Annotated in this window: 19 protein-coding genes and 1 pseudogene; 12 read left to right on the top strand and 8 right to left on the bottom strand. The window is 59.3% G+C overall.

Annotated features, from left to right (window positions below):
* Positions 1-818 precede the first annotated feature (818 nt).
* A complete protein-coding gene (locus MFF55_RS09985; RefSeq protein ID WP_238243939.1) occupies positions 819-1,004 on the bottom strand; it encodes a hypothetical protein in 186 nt (61 codons plus the stop codon).
* 89 nt (positions 1,005-1,093) lie between these two features.
* Between MFF55_RS09985 and MFF55_RS09990 the strand changes: the two genes are divergently transcribed.
* The 3 genes from MFF55_RS09990 to MFF55_RS10000 all read left to right on the top strand — a co-directional run bounded on the left by MFF55_RS09990 (position 1,094) and on the right by MFF55_RS10000 (position 3,657).
* Complete coding sequence (locus MFF55_RS09990) at positions 1,094-2,284, top strand: competence protein CoiA family protein (protein WP_238243940.1); 1,191 nt, start codon at positions 1,094-1,096, stop codon at positions 2,282-2,284.
* 62 nt (positions 2,285-2,346) lie between these two features.
* Positions 2,347-2,613, top strand: coding sequence for a DUF2312 domain-containing protein (locus MFF55_RS09995; RefSeq protein WP_238243993.1), 267 nt, complete (start codon positions 2,347-2,349; stop codon positions 2,611-2,613).
* Between the two features lie 750 nt (positions 2,614-3,363).
* Positions 3,364-3,657, top strand: a complete 294-nt coding sequence (locus MFF55_RS10000; RefSeq protein WP_238243941.1) for a recombinase family protein — start codon at positions 3,364-3,366, stop codon at positions 3,655-3,657.
* A gap of 88 nt (positions 3,658-3,745) precedes the next feature.
* On the opposite strand, the gene MFF55_RS10005 is transcribed toward MFF55_RS10000, so the two are convergent.
* Positions 3,746-5,755, bottom strand: a complete 2,010-nt coding sequence (locus tag MFF55_RS10005) for an AAA family ATPase (protein WP_238243942.1) — start codon at positions 5,753-5,755, stop codon at positions 3,746-3,748.
* 138 nt (positions 5,756-5,893) lie between these two features.
* Here MFF55_RS10005 and MFF55_RS10010 point away from each other — a divergent pair.
* A pseudogene (locus MFF55_RS10010) lies at positions 5,894-6,223 on the top strand (MFS transporter); the annotation flags it as partial.
* 859 nt (positions 6,224-7,082) lie between these two features.
* Here the strand turns inward: MFF55_RS10010 and MFF55_RS10020 are convergent.
* From MFF55_RS10020 to MFF55_RS10045, 6 genes are all read right to left on the bottom strand, one after another.
* Positions 7,083-8,411 carry a recombinase family protein gene (locus MFF55_RS10020; RefSeq protein WP_238243943.1) on the bottom strand — a complete coding sequence of 443 codons (1,329 nt, stop codon included), beginning with the start codon at positions 8,409-8,411 and terminating at the stop codon, positions 7,083-7,085.
* 96 nt (positions 8,412-8,507) lie between these two features.
* The gene (locus tag MFF55_RS10025) at positions 8,508-9,014 is read right to left on the bottom strand and encodes a recombinase family protein (RefSeq protein WP_283206722.1); all 507 of its coding nucleotides are present in this window, start codon (positions 9,012-9,014) and stop codon (positions 8,508-8,510) included.
* Between the two features lie 226 nt (positions 9,015-9,240).
* On the bottom strand, positions 9,241-9,507 hold the full coding sequence (locus MFF55_RS10030; RefSeq protein ID WP_238243945.1) for a hypothetical protein: 267 nt from the start codon (positions 9,505-9,507) through the stop codon (positions 9,241-9,243).
* Positions 9,508-9,537: 30 nt separating this feature from the next.
* Entirely contained in the window at positions 9,538-9,789 is a 252-nt protein-coding gene (locus MFF55_RS10035; RefSeq protein WP_238243946.1) for a hypothetical protein, read from the bottom strand.
* Positions 9,789-10,073, bottom strand: a complete 285-nt coding sequence (locus MFF55_RS10040; RefSeq protein ID WP_238243947.1) for a hypothetical protein — start codon at positions 10,071-10,073, stop codon at positions 9,789-9,791. Before MFF55_RS10040 ends, MFF55_RS10035 begins: the two co-directional genes overlap by 1 nt.
* Positions 10,073-10,351, bottom strand: a complete 279-nt coding sequence (locus MFF55_RS10045) for a hypothetical protein (RefSeq protein WP_238243948.1) — start codon at positions 10,349-10,351, stop codon at positions 10,073-10,075. Before MFF55_RS10045 ends, MFF55_RS10040 begins: the two co-directional genes overlap by 1 nt.
* A 180-nt stretch (positions 10,352-10,531) precedes the next feature.
* Between MFF55_RS10045 and MFF55_RS10050 the strand changes: the two genes are divergently transcribed.
* From MFF55_RS10050 to MFF55_RS10085, 8 genes are all read left to right on the top strand, one after another.
* Complete coding sequence (locus tag MFF55_RS10050) at positions 10,532-11,179, top strand: hypothetical protein (RefSeq protein ID WP_238243949.1); 648 nt, start codon at positions 10,532-10,534, stop codon at positions 11,177-11,179.
* On the top strand, positions 11,176-11,451 hold the full coding sequence (locus tag MFF55_RS10055; protein WP_238243950.1) for a hypothetical protein: 276 nt from the start codon (positions 11,176-11,178) through the stop codon (positions 11,449-11,451). Before MFF55_RS10050 ends, MFF55_RS10055 begins: the two co-directional genes overlap by 4 nt.
* Before the next feature lie 365 nt (positions 11,452-11,816).
* Positions 11,817-12,023: a hypothetical protein gene (locus MFF55_RS10060; protein ID WP_238243951.1), complete on the top strand. Its 207-nt coding sequence runs from the start codon at positions 11,817-11,819 to the stop codon at positions 12,021-12,023.
* Positions 12,024-12,203: 180 nt separating this feature from the next.
* A complete protein-coding gene (locus tag MFF55_RS10065) occupies positions 12,204-12,584 on the top strand; it encodes a hypothetical protein (protein WP_238243952.1) in 381 nt (126 codons plus the stop codon).
* Between the two features lie 153 nt (positions 12,585-12,737).
* Positions 12,738-13,163: a hypothetical protein gene (locus MFF55_RS10070; protein WP_238243953.1), complete on the top strand. Its 426-nt coding sequence runs from the start codon at positions 12,738-12,740 to the stop codon at positions 13,161-13,163.
* Positions 13,164-13,191: 28 nt separating this feature from the next.
* Positions 13,192-13,656 carry a hypothetical protein gene (locus MFF55_RS10075; RefSeq protein WP_238243954.1) on the top strand — a complete coding sequence of 155 codons (465 nt, stop codon included), beginning with the start codon at positions 13,192-13,194 and terminating at the stop codon, positions 13,654-13,656.
* Positions 13,653-13,841 carry a hypothetical protein gene (locus MFF55_RS10080; protein WP_238243955.1) on the top strand — a complete coding sequence of 63 codons (189 nt, stop codon included), beginning with the start codon at positions 13,653-13,655 and terminating at the stop codon, positions 13,839-13,841. The genes MFF55_RS10075 and MFF55_RS10080 overlap by 4 nt, the downstream gene beginning before the upstream one ends.
* The gene (locus MFF55_RS10085) at positions 13,841-14,134 is read left to right on the top strand and encodes a hypothetical protein (RefSeq protein WP_238243956.1); all 294 of its coding nucleotides are present in this window, start codon (positions 13,841-13,843) and stop codon (positions 14,132-14,134) included. Before MFF55_RS10080 ends, MFF55_RS10085 begins: the two co-directional genes overlap by 1 nt.
* The last annotated feature ends 1,261 nt before the right edge of the window (positions 14,135-15,395 follow it).

Raw genomic sequence — 15,395 nt, forward strand, 5'->3', positions numbered from 1 at the left:
CTCACCGTCCAGCGGAGAGCGGGAAGGCAGATCCACACATGCGACGCTTTACGAGCGCCCGTCAGCTTCGATAGTCATGCCTGCCCCTCGCTCCCTGAGCCCCTGCGGCGGCCGTGGTATCGCGGCGGCTGTCCGGATCAAGTCACCAAAGTACGCGCGGCAGCCTTCGCTTCCACCGCTGACCGGGCCGTAAGATCACCGCCTGCTGAGTGCGCCGTGCTGGGGGAGGCTGAAGCGAAGCAGCCCAGCTGGCGTCGGTGGGTGCCTTCTTCGAGGAAGAAGCGCAGATGACAGGCGCGACTTGAGGCTGAACCGTCAGCTCAGCGGCCGGGGACGCGGTGCTTGCTGTGGCCGCGTCGGCTGCTGGCTGCTCCTTGTGCTTGGGACGGCGAACCCGCGGCAGACGCTCCACTGCGGGTGTTGCGCGCACCTCCACCGCCTCAGGCTCAACGGACATAGAGAACATCGGTACAAGGCTCGGCAATACGCGCCGAACCGTCGTCTCACCTCGCGCTGGCTCGACGCCAGCACCGGGCGCGGATTGCACCTCAGAAGGCTTGTCAGCTTCGGCTATCGGCAAGCCTCGCCAGAGGTCCTGACCCTTCCGAGAGCGTGCAGTAGCATCGGTGAGCGAGGCACGGGATGTACGGGTATGCTTGATTTCGACCGTGAACGGTCGCGCACTACGGCGCTTCATGTATGAGAAAATCCTGAAAGCAAGACGCTCAGCGACACAAAATCTGCTGACTGCGTATTTCGGTCATACGGGATGCATCCCATCCTTGTCGAGCGGGTGTACAGGAAAAGTCCCTGCGAGATCACAAGTTCTTCGAGACAATTCCAAGCGCCAGCACAACGTACGCGCCGATGAAGAACCAAGTTCGGAACTTCACGACGGTGGGCCCGATCGTTGGGATGCGCATGTATAAGCTGGCGACGGCCAATCCGATAAGCACGAGCGACACAAGGAAGGTGATGGCGCGTGGTGGCGAGAGGTTCAGCATGGCGCCATCCTGGCGCCGCCTGGTTGAGGAGTCGTGAAAGCATCGTTACGGCCAGAGGCCGAACCTCTCGCGAAGAAAGCTCAACGCCCGTGCTGGTCGATATAACGACGCAGCTTGCCCGTGAGAGCTTGTTCTTTGGCGAACGGGCGGACGGCACACTGGTGCATATCTCCGAGGTGCCCTCTGGGATTGCCTGCCACTGCCGCTGCCCGAGCTGCCAAAGACCCTTGGTGGCACGCAAGGGTGAGCAGATGGTGCATCACTTCGGCCACTACGGTGCTGCAGAGGAACGTGCCTGCCGGAGCGGACCCGAGACCGCCCTGCACAGGTTTGCCAAGGAACTGCTCGCATCCAGGCTCGCGCTCGTGCTGCCGCCGTTAGAGCGAGGTGGTGAGGGGAGGCGCAGCTACACGGGTGGACCCTATCGCTTCGATGCAGCAGCCTTGGAGAGGCGTTTGGGAGCGATCACCCCAGACGTCATCGTCTGGCGAGCCGATCGAGACCTGCTGGTAGAGTTCTGCGTCACCCACCGCTGTGACGCCGACAAGATTGCGAAGATCGCGAGCTTAGGCATCGCTGCTGTCGAGATTGACCTTTCAAGCGTGGCACTCAGCACATCACGGCCTGCGCTTGAGGAGGCCATCCTCAACCAAGCGCCGCGACGGTGGCTGCACAACTCGAAGCTCAGCCCCACTCCTTCGGCAGTGCCAAAGCCGGAACTCCGTCGGTCTGCGTCGCATTGGGAGCAATCCATGGCCGCGCTCGAACGCGTCTACCTGTCAGCTTACCGCGAGGTGCAGGCGATGCGGAGCAGGAGCCTGGACACCAACAGGATCCAAGCGGACAGTCTTTCGCATGCTATTGGTGTCGAGATCGCCGGCCTCGGCTGCTTCAACGTCGCCCCTGCTGATTGGCAAGCAGCCATCCTCCTGTCCGCGCTTGATCGTGCTTTGTCAGGGAGACCTGGGTTTGTGAGCACCAAAGGCGCTCTGCAGCAACTCCGAGAACGTGGTTGGTTACATAAGCGGTTCAGCCGGCTCTCAGCGGCGGAGGTAACCGCACTCGAAGGCGCCCTGCCCTCGTTTGCGCCACCGGCTGCAGGCATTGCGGCTTGGGCAATGGCCTTGTCGCGGCAGGGCATCCTGGTGCCCAGCAGCGTACGTGATCAGTGGGTGATCCGGCGGGAGACGCTGCAGCTCGTGCGAGAGGCGCGCCAGCATGGGTCGACAAGCGCGACGGTTGCTACGACGCCGCAGGGCCCGCCCGCGTCGCGCAGCTAGCCTTAACGTCACGCTTACCCGAGCTCACGAGATTGCCCCTCCCGATTGAGCTGGGAGTGACCATGTCCGACACGGTAGGCATCGCAGGCGACCGCATTCGCTCCATCATTGAGCGCGTCGAGCAACTCGACGAGGAGATCAAGGGCTTAATGGAAGGCAAGAAGGAGATCTTTGCCGAGGCGAAGGGCGAGGGCTTGGACGTGAAGATCCTCAAGGAGATCCTAAAGCTTCGCAAGCTCGATCAAGATGAGCGTGACGAGCACGAGACGTTGCTCGACGTCTACCTGCGCGCCATGGACGCTCCCATGCCGGTCGCCGCAGCAGCGTAAGGCGGTTCGTTGATCGGGGTGAGGTGATGTCCTCGCCCCGACACACGGGCATCGAGCGATCGCACTGCAGAGACTGACAGTCTGGTGTGCAGCCCGCCGAAGCTTTGATCGTTAGTCATGCCGAGTAAGCACAGCAGGTCCTTTGTCGCGCCCATGCACCTTGCTCTTCCATCTGCTCACGGATCGACCAGGCACATAGGGGAAGTGCCACCGAGCCAGTACGAAACTGAGCTCGCCGACAGGCTCTACTCGATTTGACGGTCCTGATTTCGTGCTCAAGCTTATGTTCCCCGAACTGCTACCAATCAGGAAAAGGCAACCGCTTAGATTGCGGAGATAAAACTAAATACCCTTATGACCTACCGCGAGATCCTCGAGGCTGCTGCAAGCAAGCCTAAGCCGCCCTTGAATCCTGAGCAGCTTAGGAAGAAAAATGAAAGGATGGCCAAGCTTCAGGCCAAAATAGCTGATGAGCGCAGTCGCTCTGCCAGGCGATTGCGGGACCTTCAATCGAGCCTTCCTTGATGAATCAGTCGTAAGCGACGGTGCCAATGAGGCAGGGCCATATGGCAGACCGCGGTCACTTCCATTTCACCAGCTTTGACCGTGCCATACACATCAACCTTGAGCATTGGCACGGTCGTGCCACAAAGCCTAAGAGTCGTGTGGCACGGAGCACTCGCATATGCTGATTGGCCTCGCCCGAACTTCGACGTTTGAGCAGGAAGCCGGACTGGAAGCGCAAAAGCGGTGCTGCTCGCGGCAGGCGTCGAGAAGCTGTTCGTGGAGAAGACATCCGCGGTCGGACCTCGACCTGGTCTTGAGAACGCGATCGAGTGGTCTAGAGAGGGAGATACACTCGCCGTGACGGATCTCAGCCGAATCTCCCGCAGCGTCCCCAACTTCTGCCGAATCCAAGCCCAATTGGCTCAGAGGGGTGTCGAGCTGCGGGTGCTCAACATCGGCATGGACACGGCGAAGCCTAGCCACGGAAAGTATTTCGAGCCGCACCCGGACAGCACCTACGGCCGCCGCGCAGGCTGAGCGGAGCCGCTCCGCTCGGGTATCGGTGTCCGGCTTGCACGTGGCGAGGCCTTGGCTCGACCGCGTGCGATGGACGAGGTTTCGGGGTTCACTTCAACGCGGCGTTGATGGCGAAAATCAGCGCCTTCCAGCGGGTGCGCTCATCGACCGAGAGGTCATCGGCCTCATGCTCCCGGGCCCATCGCAGGAAAGCCTTTGCGAGCTTGTACTTCTTAAAGTCGCGGATCTCCGCCGTGAACAGATCGAGGATGGGGCGTCCGGGCTGCGCCGCTGCCTTGGCCTCAACGTCCCAGCCGAGTTGGTCCTTGGCGACCCTGACCAGGGTGTCTCGCAGGAGGTCCTCGATCTCGGCCTTGGCAATCGACCCGCCGCAATAATCCTTGGTCCGCAGGATGGCTTTCTGTCCAAGGATGTGGACGAGCGTGTCTTGGTTCGCGGCTCGATCGCCCGCCGTGTCGGAGTCGAGCAAGGCCGCCACCTTCAGCTTGTGCGCGTTGAGGATCGTGGCGAAGTAGACGACTTTGCCAGCGCTGCCCGCAGGCACTAGCGCGATCTTTTCGTTGAGCTTCGCGTCACCCGACGCCGTCATCAGCGCGCCCACGGCCTCAACGTACCAGTAATCCGTCAGGCCTTCGAGGACGAGGTTCCTCTGGTTCGCGAACAGGCTGTGCGCGAGGTCGTACCCCAAAGCCTCCTGCAGTGGCAGGAGGGCTGCGGGATCGCCGGACGTGACAGAGGTGTGGACCTTGGTTCCCTCGTTGCGGTCCGTCATCTGGACCACGCGAACCAGGTCGAGTTCGTCCGGACCCACCAGGAACGGCGAATGGGTGGTGTAGAGGGTCTGGTTCTTCTCGGCGAGCCGGGAGATGGTGCCGCGGAAGTCCCGTTGCTTGAGCGCGTGCAGGCTCATGCCGGGCTCGTCGAGGAGGAGGATGGCATTGCTGTGCTTGCCGGCGGCCTCGGCGAAGAAGACGACGAAGAAGGACACCAGCCACTGGAACCCTTCTGAGCGCTGGTCGAGCTCGATCTCGACGCCAAGGTCGTCCTCGACGACGACTTTGAGGTATTGGCCATCGGCCTGGACCTTGAGCCTATCCGCCTCGACCCGGTCCGGGTTCGGGTTCCAGATCGCCCGGATCTCGTCCGTGAGCCTCACGCTTGCGGCATTCAGCTGGTACCGCCGCTGGTCGAGCTGATCGCGATACGTCTTCAGCTTCGCGGGTTCGTTGTGCGCGGGCTCGACGGCTTGACCAAGCTCTGACAGGTCCTTTGCGGTGAAGCCGAGTAGCGACAGGAGACAGGAATTCCCATAGTCGTACTCGTCATCGTCGAGCATGTTCGTTTCCAGCCGTTGGGCCAGATGCGCGAGATGAATAATGGGCCGGACGCGGAAGTAGTTGCTGAAGAGCACAAAGATGGGAACGCGGCCCCCGAGTACCTTGAGAGCCGCATGCCTCCCATCGGCGAGCTCTACCTTCGCCTTAAGAGCTTCAAGCCGCTGGGTCTCGCGTGCGTTGTCCTCGTCAACGAACGGCAGCACTTGCCGCAACCAGTCCTTGAGCGCCTCGGCGACCTCACTCGCGAGGTAGTTCCTCGAATTGATACCCTTCGACAGGACGGCGAGCGCAGCGCTCGGTATCGGCTTGCCCGCTGCCTGGGCCTGGACGTCGGCGTGTGACGCCAACCTCAACAGATCGTTTTCCAGTTCAGCGTAGGAGGGAGAAACGGGCGCATTAAGCAAGGCATGGACGCCATTATTGCCTAGGTATCGGGTCAACTTGTATTCACAGGCGCGGAACGCCGGCGGCAAGGCTTCCTTATCGTCCTCGTCCAGCGTGAACACAGCCGTCACGACGGGGATTTCCTTCGGGTCGAGGTCTCCCTTGATGATGTCGCTGTAGAGAGCACGCGGGTAGTCGCGCAGGGGATCGAAGCCTTTTACGCCTTCTGGTTTTTCGAGTTTCTGCAAAGCCTGCAGTATGGCGGTCTTGCCCGCCTCGTTGGGCCCGACAAGGATGGTCTTGCCGTCTTCCACGGAAAACTCGCCCGTGTCCCTGATGCTCCGGTAGTTCTGAACGCGGGCACTCTTCAGTTTCATGGCGGCCCCGATGCTTGCGGGTTCCGAACCCGACAATCGCTGCCGTCCGTCCGCGCCCCTAGGCTCCCCTGCTTCTCGTCCTGCGCAGACGAGTTAAGCTTGGCCCTAGGCTATAACTCCTGAGGATTGCTATGGTTGCCGACCATCACCGCCATCGTCGTCTTCCAGGTCTTGCGGCGGGCGGGCAACTTCGCCATCGCCAAGCCGATCCGCGAGGTGCTGTTCACGGTCGTTCCGCGGGAGAACCGCTACAAGGCCAAGAACTTTATCGACACGGTGGTCTATCTGACCGGCGGCCAGCTCGGCGCCTGGACCTTCACCGGCATCGCGGCCCTGGGGCTCGGATCGACGGCGGTCGCCGTGACGGCCGTTCCCCCGTCGATCGCTTGGCTCCTGATCAGTCTCTGGCTTGGAAGCCGGCTGGAGAAGCGAGATGATCGAGCCAGAGGAGGTGCGGATGCCGTTTGAGGTCGAGCGAAAGTTCCTGGTTGCGCATGACGGCTGGCGCTCTACCGCAAGTGAGAATCCCCCTGCGTGATGGTCTCATTGGCCTCTACCAAAGCAGTAAGGTGCAGATGCGGCGGGATGGCGAACGCTCTTGGCTCACGGTCAAAGGTCCGAGGGAGGGGCTTAGTCGGCTGAAGTTCGAGTACGAGATCCCACTCTCTGATGCAGATGAACTATTGCGCAGTGTCTGCGGCCCTCAGATTGAGAAGACTCGCTACTGCGTGCCGTACGCTGGATCGATCTGAGAAGTCGATGTCTACCAAGGCGCCCTTGCAAGCATTGTTCTGACTGAAGTTGAGCTTGAGCATGAGGATCAGCCCTTTTCGAAGCCGGATTGGGTTGGGCTCGAGGTGTCTGGGGACCTACGCTTCAAGAAGATAAATCTGCTACGTCTGCGAGCCGAGGCAGGCCGTCCTCTAGCAACTGCGGAGATCCTCACCCTCCCGCTTTGAGTGGCCACGCGGACCTTCTCACATCTCCGAGCAGGTCTACGAGGCAGGTACGCCGCCCAAATAGGGCTTGCCTTGCTGGACCTTGGCCGGTGCTCAGGGTTCAGGCGATCATCGCAAGGCTTGTGGCTGCGGTAGTGACGGTCTGAGACGGGTGCCGGCTGGAGCCGATTGGGATGGAAGGGTCAGCAGAACGACTCTTAGGCGTGGTGTCTCCTGAGAACCTGAACTGCTCGCACGTATGACAAAGGAAGTTCCTTCGGCGCTTACGCTCGCTTCCGTGACGAATTCACAAGCGTGGGTCCTCCCTCCCCTTGGGAGCGCTAGCGTGTGGTTTCAACGACTTAGCGGCAATCAAACCGGATTGTGCGTTAGGTTTGTGCGTTAGTCGCAGCCGCCTGCTCACGCTTCTTCGCGAACCGTGCCTTGTGGATCGCCGAGAGCTTTGCCTTCTGCTCCTCAGACCACTTCTTCCCGGTGCAGGGGTGGCCATTTGCCGCGCGCTGAGCGCGCTTAATCTCTGACTGGCGACGCTTGGTCTCATCGCTGTGCTTCCACCCTCGCGTTGGCCGGGGTTGCACCACAACCTTAGGCACCGGCCCGCGAGCATCGTGGGTGATAGGAACCTCGTCCAAAAATTCTTTATCCCAACTGATTGGGCCATCGTTGACGACGAAGTTCTGGTGCCGCTGAATGGCCATGAAGACCCCACGGTAGAAACCATAACGGGTACCGGGGTGATTGCGCAGGGTGAGGTAGGCGTGGCCGTCCGTGGCCAGCTCGATCCGCTCGATGACCTGCTGCATCCGCACGTTCAGCGCGGCCCGCACTCGGTAACGCTCAGCCTCATCGTCGGTGTCCATTTGAGCCCGGAGCTGCGCCAGCGCAGCCTTGCGGTCAGTCGGTGACTCGGAACCGCGAAGCCCGTCGAGTCGCGCCTGCTCTGCCTCCCTCTCGGCATCAAGCGCCCTCACCTTCCCCGCGTTCTCCACGAGGCGCTGCTTGGCCATCGGCACCGTGTCGATGAGGTCGAGGAGATTGTTGCTGGCGGCGTTGAGCTGATCGATCTCGAAGCTGAGGGTTGCGATCCGAGCCTCGACGGCCACGCGCTGTTCGTCCCGGTTGTCCGTGAGATCGACCTCGGTGATGAAGTCGAGCGCCTCGTCATCGAACGTCTGGTAGGGCATCGTGCCCCCACTGTCGCACTTGCGCAGCCGGCGAGCGCTGCAGGTCAGCGTCGAGTACGCCGTCGACCCTGCGCGCACGACTGCCGAGCCGCACGATGCACAGCGCACCATCTTGGTGAAGAGATTGGCGAAGCCCTTGCCAGTACCGCCACCCACGCCAGTCGCGCGGCGGCCGGCGAGCACGTCGTTGGCACGCTGCCAGAGAGCCGGTGAGACAATCGCCGGGAAGTAGTTCTCCTGGGTGCGCACCGGGACGCGAATGGCCTCGCCCTCGGCATCATACTCGAACGTATGCGAAGTAAAGTGGCCGAGCACCGCCTTCTTCGCCACGATGCGCATGATGGCCTTCGCATCCCAGAAGCGCTGACCCACCGTCACCTTTCGGAAGTGGCCCCACGTTGGGTAGTTCTGCTGGTTCAGCGCTGAGGCAATTGCATACACACTGACACCCGAGGCGATCTGCTCGAACATCCAGACGATCTTATCGGCGCGCTGCTGGATCACCTCGAACATCTCGACTGGCTCGCCGTCCAGTCCAGGGCGCTCAATGACCCTCAGCCAGCGCGGCGCCATCTTGGTGAGGATGTCGGCGCTCTGGCGCTTATTGGCTCAGGCCATGCCGATGCGATGGCCCTTGAGGCGGCTCTCCTCGTTGGACCGCATCATCCCGAGCATGATGACGAGAAGTTCGGCGGACTTCTCATTGACGCTCTGCTCCGTGTAGACGGCGCGGTCGAGGACGGAGTGGACGATGATCCCCTTCTTGAGGATTTGGCTGAGCAGGTTCATCGCATCCATCGGCGGCTGACGGCTGAGGCGGTCGAAGCTCTCGATGATCAGGTGCTCGCCCGGCTTGATAACGCCGCTCTCGATCTTCTTGAGGATCACGGCAAGCTGACCGTCCTTCCGGTTCTTGCCACGGTACGCCGAGACACCCCGGTCCTCGTAGGAGTTGAGGATCGTAAGGCCATGATCGGCCACCCACTGATCCGTACCCTCCTGCTGGCGCCGCATGCCCTGCCCATCGAGCTGAGCTGCAGAACTAACACGACTATAGAGATGTGCTATGGTAGAAGGGATCACCCCCTTCGGTAGGCTGTAGTTGCGTGGAAACATTGTGTGCTCCTGTCTAAGCGCGGGAGCCCAGATATAATGACGACCGAGACAAATATCAAAATGTTTGCCAGCGTTGTCATCATATAGGTGTGAATATCTAGTTGGTCTGCGGCCATGAGACCTTGACAAATACTCGGATTGGTGTACATTCGAGAGACGCTTAAGCAAGCAAGGGGCGGGGATGCCCCAACGAAAAAGGCCACCCGGTAGGGTGGCCTTTCGCTATTCAGATTGCCCGGCGAACCCATATTGGTCTGTTCGTTCGGTATCGCTCGTTGATCACACGCATCCCGGCCTCATGCTTGTCGAGTTGCGCCTCGATGGCGATCATTGAATCTTCTCCGGGCTGAGGCACCGGGTGGACCGGGATCACACTGCCCTTGGCCCACACCCGGTAGAGGCGCGTGCCGTCATTGCGCGGTGCCGACTCGGCCTTGGTCACACCATCGAACAGGGCGGTGGTGCGGATGGTCAGCTCGGATTCGTCCACCATTGGCATTGTCTATGTCACGATGCGATCTCCTTATTTGTAGGCCAGATCAACCAGGATTAGTTGGCCGGCGGCGCCATAGGCGTGGCCGGGTGGTGGCTTCTTGAGAGGCTCCTGGGTCGAGGTCGAAGGCATCACCTCGAGCAGCTCGGCTGCGCCTTCCCTCAACATGATCCGCTCTCGCAAGAGGAAGTCGATCTGCTCGGACTGAGCCAGCACCTTGGCCTCCAATGCGTCGATGGCGTCGAGCAGTGCCTGCAGTTCGGCGTCGCTGACCTCAGCCATCAGAGCAACGCCTCCACGTCGTCCCACGGGATCACACCAGCCACGTGCGGGGTGTCCTCGGGATAGTCCTTGATGTGCAAGACCTCGATGCCACCATCGGCGTACATCTCGACATTCCCCTTGGGGTCGTTGGGGTACTCGACGGCATCGAGCCAGTCATAGGCTTTGAGGATCATCGGGAGCACGTCCTCGGCACGCTCAGCCCTGACGTAGGCGTCGTAGCTCTCGGTGAAGGTCTGCTCGTAGTTCGAGCCACCCTTGAACAGGAAGAGTTGCAGGGGCATCACAGCGCCGCGATCAGGATGCGCTCGTAGTCATCCCACTGGATGACGCCGGCATCGAGGTTCGGGAAGCCAATGTAGGTCTTCAACTCCTTGATCCTCCACTCGACGTCATGCTGGGCCTTGGCATCAGCCAGGGTGTACGGACCATCCTCGTCCTTCTCGTAGTAGTTGACCCAGAGATTGAACGCCTGTGCGGCGTCCTCTGCGCGGACGTATAGGTCTTGGTTCTCAATGCCGTCTGAGTCCGCCCACTTGGCGATGATCTTGAATAACTTCACGTTGAAATCTCCTTAGAATTACATGAGCCAGCACATGCTAGGCCGCCGATTTGAAGATCGCGTGTAGCAATTGGCTAAAACGGCTTAAAGAAATTCACCCTACAATCTTAGTTCAAAGATATACCTGAACGTCAGGCAAAAGGATTAATACGGGAACATACTCATTAATGGCATAGATCGATGACAGATATTTTCTCACAATTAGCTGCACAACTGGCCGTCGACACTGTTCAAGTCCAGACCTCGCCGCTTCCTAAGGGGAAGTCCTTCCCCGAGGCAGACGACGTCACTGTGATGAGCATCAACTACTACGACAACGGCTTCACACCTGAGCAGAAGGACAAGTGGAGCGAGTCAAATTTCACGTTCAATTGGCAGATGTTCACAGAGACCCAGCCGTTCACGCCAAGCAAGGTGCTGGCTGTCTGGTCAGGAACCACACAGCTCCTGCTCCCGGATCACTTCATCCGCTACCTTGAGGGCAAAGGTCACGCCGCGAAGATGGACCCTGCCATCTGGCGCTTCTACATGGACCTCGACATCGAGACCCAGAAGCTGCCCAAGCTCAAGAATGGGCCACGCATCGGTCAGTTCCGCACCAAGTATCCTGGCGACGTGAACCACTGGGGCGACTGCGTTCGCCTGCGCTGGGACGAGTTCGATGAGCTGAATTGCGACATCTATCGGGATGCGAACCTCGAACCCTATGCGTCCATCGTCGTGGGTGACCCAGCCAACAACCTCAAAGACCCGAAGAACCTCTTGCGCGGTCGCTACGATCCACAGGGCCTCTGGAAGGCCAAGCACACCCGAAAGGTCAAGCCATGAGCACCATCACCACGACACAACTCGCAGAAGCCCTGGTCGATCTGAACAAGCGCGTCACCGAGCTTGAGAAGGAAAACGCGGAACTCTGGAAGAACAATAACCGACTGGTCGATTGGAATGAGCAGTTGGTCAAGGACGTCCGCGCACTGAGTGAGCGGATGGACAGCGGATCAGGTCAGTCCTACACGATGTGTCAGTCCGATCTTGATAAAGCTATCGAGGCAATGGGCAAAGACAATCCGGTTGAGTCTTTCATGCGTCGTAAGTCCTAACTGCTCTAATGTCTAATATGCAATGTGTAATCTCTAATGTGTAACTCTAATTATAATGAGATTTCACATCTCAACGGCGTCTTGGCCTTCGGCTGGCCACCTATAATTCGCTTCTTCGAAGCTCAGGGCGTCGCTTCGCTCCTACAATAGGTCTCGCAAGCTCGACCTATCTAAGAGAACGCTCGTACCTCGCGTTCTCAGGGAGCCTTGAAGAGAAGAACAGTGGTCGCAGTCGCTCCTCAACTCAAAAATTCGAGAGCCGACCTCGAGGCTCAAGATGAAAAGAAATTGCGCCGTCCACCGACAGCCCCAAAGGCTAAGGAATGAGACGCGACTAACATTCGTTAATATAAGGATCTCCCTCTGTGGCTCGTCTCAAGATCACCGACGTAAAGGACCGGGGCTTCGCCCTCTACCAGATATGGCACCGCTGCATGGCGGCAGGACCGGAGCTGATCGAGTGGTACGAGGAGCAGGGCTTCCGCCCGACCGAGCGACGGATCGGATCGGCGTGGTGGGTTGTCTTCGACACGCCTGATCAAGCACTCCACTTCAAGATGCGGTGGCTCTGATGCCACGCAAGACATTCAACGCGACCTTCTTCCCCGACGTGTTCGTGACCATTGCGCTTGAGAACGTGGTGATCCTCGACATTGAGCAGAGCAGCACACGGGTTGGCGGTTAGACCAGAAATGGCACTCCCCATAATATTACCCATTCTCCACACGCGAGGCTAAAACCGGTCGACTAAGTTGGCTTTGGAAATTTTAAAAAAACAATTATCCGAGGCTATTTTCATGACCCGACCATTTGAAATCACTCGTCGCAACCCTAGCGGCTATTACATCGCCGCCGACCCTGGCTGGAATTGGATCGTCATGAGCCCGAAGTGGCCCGATCCCCAGACCTTAGAGCTTTGGGTCTCCGTGAAGGAGATCGGCGACACCTTCGAGAGTGCGCGTCGGTTTGCCTGCGTCCGAGCCACAGTCCCTCAGCTCAAGGAAGCTCTGCAATGGGCCGCCGACCGTCCCATAGGCGCCCGACTGGTCTCGGTTGAGATCGAGCGCACCCCTGAGCTGACCGAGTACATCCGCCAAGTCGACGTGGACCGGCTCGCATGCGGTTGTCCTTGATCCAACGTCGCCGACATCGTCTTGCGAATGGGCAAGGAGCTGATTTCTCACCGCCTCGTGTTCAAGCATCCCGACCACGCCAACGAATTTAAATTGCGTTGGCTCTGATCAGTTTACTACAGTCCGCCTTCATTATTTTGAGGATTTTAGTCAATGCGTTCCAAGTACCCTGAGCGTCTCGAAAACGTCCCCTCGATACCCGGTGTAGACCTCACCAAGTTCATGCATGTCGTTCAGGACATGGAGACTGGTCTTGTCTACGCCTCCGACCATGGTGGGCCTTACGAGCGCGCCCACGCCTTCATCACGCAGATGGTGACCGGCAAGCCGTATCGCGATCCCGGCCCTCTCAACCCGCTGACCGCCGACCCCAGCGAGGTCGCCTCGATGCTTGAATACCTCGTCATCGAATTCCGCCCTGACCTTGAGGATCACCCGCGCCTCGGACGTGCTTGCGAAGCCCTCGCCGGCAACATGGGCAGCTCGAATAACCAGAAGGTCTTGGGTGACTGCGAGACCAACTACGACCGCTGGGACATCATGCTTGAGACCGCCATTGGCGGCCTGGATCGCAAGTAATCCAAACCCATTCATCAGGAGATTTTCAGTGAGAGAAGACAAACGCCCAGAAGCCGACGTGGCCCGCATCATGAATGCGCACAAGGCCATCCCCCCAGACGTCTTTCAAGACGAGCAACACGACCTTCCCTTTACCACCTTTGGCCCCGGTGAGTTGCAGAAGGCGGCCGATAACATGCTGATGCAAGGCCAGCGCGTCGCCCACGTGGGGTTGGAGGAGGTTTTCAAGCTACCCGCGCTTCCTACGCCCGCCAAAGCCAAGCCGAAGACGGTCTGGTTCGTGCACATCGCCACGGACGATTGGCACGGTTGGACGACCGTCCACTCGACCGAGGAGGCCGCACGGCTGTTCCTGCGCGAGGCTCAGTACAAGGATCTATCGCGTTGTCACGAGCGGTCCGCCCTCGAAGCCCTGGATGACGACGATCTCCACGAGCTTTGGGAGGACGATTGCGACGGGATGGGCTTTTACGAGGAGACGAACCTGTCATGAGCGAGAAGCGCATTGACGACGACGTGGCTCGCATCATGGCGAGTGTCATGACGCTCCCACCCGGTCCCTCGGACATCGAGCCGATCAGGCTCATCTACGAGGCCCTTCTCAAGACCGACCCCGACAATGCTGAGGAGATTGCTACTGCAGTCCTCCAGTCGATCAAGAACATTGGAGCACTGTGATGAGCGACAAGCGCATTGATTACACCGTGGCTCGCATCATGGTGGCCGTTGGAGAGGTGCCGCCGCGTCCCAACGCGCCGGCCATCATTGGGATGATCTACGAGACTATTCTGGAAGCTGACGACACTGATGAGCCGGTTGATCTGGCCTACGGTTTTGCCGTCACCTTTCAGCCGCATGATTTCAGCGGACTGCCGGCGTGCAGTCGGAACGCCGCCCTTGTACCGTCCATTCTTCTGAGTGAGGGCAGGAGGGTTCGGCCAGCCGGCGTGCCCGCGCGTAAGATCTTCTAACCGTCACCCAAGACGAGCTGCCCGGTCGCACCTTGATGCAGGCTTTGGGGCACGATGAGATCTCCGGCGGCCGGAGCCGAGATTCAACAATCCACCGTGCACCGGGAGTGGGTTGGCCACCTCTTTCATGCCAATCTTCAGAGCCGAGACATGGCAGGCATCTTTGATGCCACCCATCTATCCGAACAAAGCTTTAGTTGAATAGGGCATTTTTGCCAGTCATATTTTACAAAGTAAATGTAACAGCATGATAGTTTTATATAAAGCTTAGTTCCTGATATAAAAAAATTGGTCTAACCAAAATACACCCAATTACCGCCGTTGACACGCTGCTCCGGATGAGCGCATAAAGGGATGATTATTTAACGCCTTCATTCATGCATTCGATCCGAATGAAGGCTGCTCGCGCTCGGCTGAGGCTCAGGGCTGGTTCGGATTGCTGCGTGCTTGAAGCGGCTTTGATCCGGAGGCCCTAGGAATGAGCGGTGATAACCCTTCTGTCAGTCTTCAATGTGCTTGCCAGCTGTTTGGCGGAGGCCTTGTGCCTCGCGCGCAGAACGGTGTGCCAGATATCAACTCACTGCGACTTCATTCGCGATCTTCCAAGCAGCTGCGGGGCAGCCAGCATCTAGCCGGAGCTGATGCCGCACCGGCCCAGCCTATTCGTGCTCGCCATTGGCTCACCTCATCCCGGCCGCCTTCCATTGAGCAATGGAGAACCAACAGTTCTCGTGCAGTGCACCTGCTACAGCTTGGGCATATGAACCTCAACGGAATCCGTCGGACGGCCAGAATATCCGCCGGGGTCATGCTGCTCTCTGACCTACCTGCATCTTTCGTGGAGTGAGAGATGATACAGGCCGAACTCCCTTTCGAACTGCTATGTCTGCAGGGTCCGACACAAGGTCAGCACGCTTCTGCGACTCGCAAACTGAAATCAGCCATTGCCGCACCTCTTGAAGAGCAACTCGACCTCTTCAGCTGGCCAGCAGAGCAGTCCGTGACGACGATTGGGGGCCCGTCTGAACGCGGAGCGTGCGCTGAAGGTGGATGATCGCCGAGGCCATGACCTCCACAGCGACCACACTGCAGGGATCAATGGCAATGCCATTTTCTGGCTCACGCCAGTGGCTGACAATGTCGCAATGTTGGCCCCGCAACTTGGAAGGGCTGCTGGAGCTCGTTCGCGAAGACCAAGCCAAGGACGAAGCGGTCCGTGCTGCGTCTCTCCAGATCCGACCACGTTGCTGGCTGAGGTTTG

The organism is Methylobacterium iners (assembly GCF_022179305.1).
GTDB lineage: Bacteria > Pseudomonadota > Alphaproteobacteria > Rhizobiales > Beijerinckiaceae > Methylobacterium > Methylobacterium iners.

Excerpts from the sequence above, each read along its gene's own strand:
- MFF55_RS10080 (WP_238243955.1), top strand. The coding sequence starts at position 13,653 with ATGAGCGAGAAGCGCATTGACGACGACGTGGCTCGCATCATGGCGAGT.
- MFF55_RS10085 (WP_238243956.1), top strand. The coding sequence starts at position 13,841 with ATGAGCGACAAGCGCATTGATTACACCGTGGCTCGCATCATGGTGGCC.
- MFF55_RS10035 (WP_238243946.1), bottom strand. The coding sequence starts at position 9,789 with ATGGCTGAGGTCAGCGACGCCGAACTGCAGGCACTGCTCGACGCCATC.
- MFF55_RS10020 (WP_238243943.1), bottom strand. The coding sequence starts at position 8,411 with ATGTTCGAGGTGATCCAGCAGCGCGCCGATAAGATCGTCTGGATGTTC.
- MFF55_RS10030 (WP_238243945.1), bottom strand. The coding sequence starts at position 9,507 with ATGGTGGACGAATCCGAGCTGACCATCCGCACCACCGCCCTGTTCGAT.
- MFF55_RS10055 (WP_238243950.1), top strand. The coding sequence starts at position 11,176 with ATGAGCACCATCACCACGACACAACTCGCAGAAGCCCTGGTCGATCTG.
- MFF55_RS10050 (WP_238243949.1), top strand. The coding sequence starts at position 10,532 with ATGACAGATATTTTCTCACAATTAGCTGCACAACTGGCCGTCGACACT.
- MFF55_RS10025 (WP_283206722.1), bottom strand. The coding sequence starts at position 9,014 with ATGTTTCCACGCAACTACAGCCTACCGAAGGGGGTGATCCCTTCTACC.
- MFF55_RS09995 (WP_238243993.1), top strand. The coding sequence starts at position 2,347 with ATGTCCGACACGGTAGGCATCGCAGGCGACCGCATTCGCTCCATCATT.
- MFF55_RS10005 (WP_238243942.1), bottom strand. The coding sequence starts at position 5,755 with ATGAAACTGAAGAGTGCCCGCGTTCAGAACTACCGGAGCATCAGGGAC.
- MFF55_RS10070 (WP_238243953.1), top strand. The coding sequence starts at position 12,738 with ATGCGTTCCAAGTACCCTGAGCGTCTCGAAAACGTCCCCTCGATACCC.
- MFF55_RS10040 (WP_238243947.1), bottom strand. The coding sequence starts at position 10,073 with ATGCCCCTGCAACTCTTCCTGTTCAAGGGTGGCTCGAACTACGAGCAG.
- MFF55_RS09985 (WP_238243939.1), bottom strand. The coding sequence starts at position 1,004 with ATGCTGAACCTCTCGCCACCACGCGCCATCACCTTCCTTGTGTCGCTC.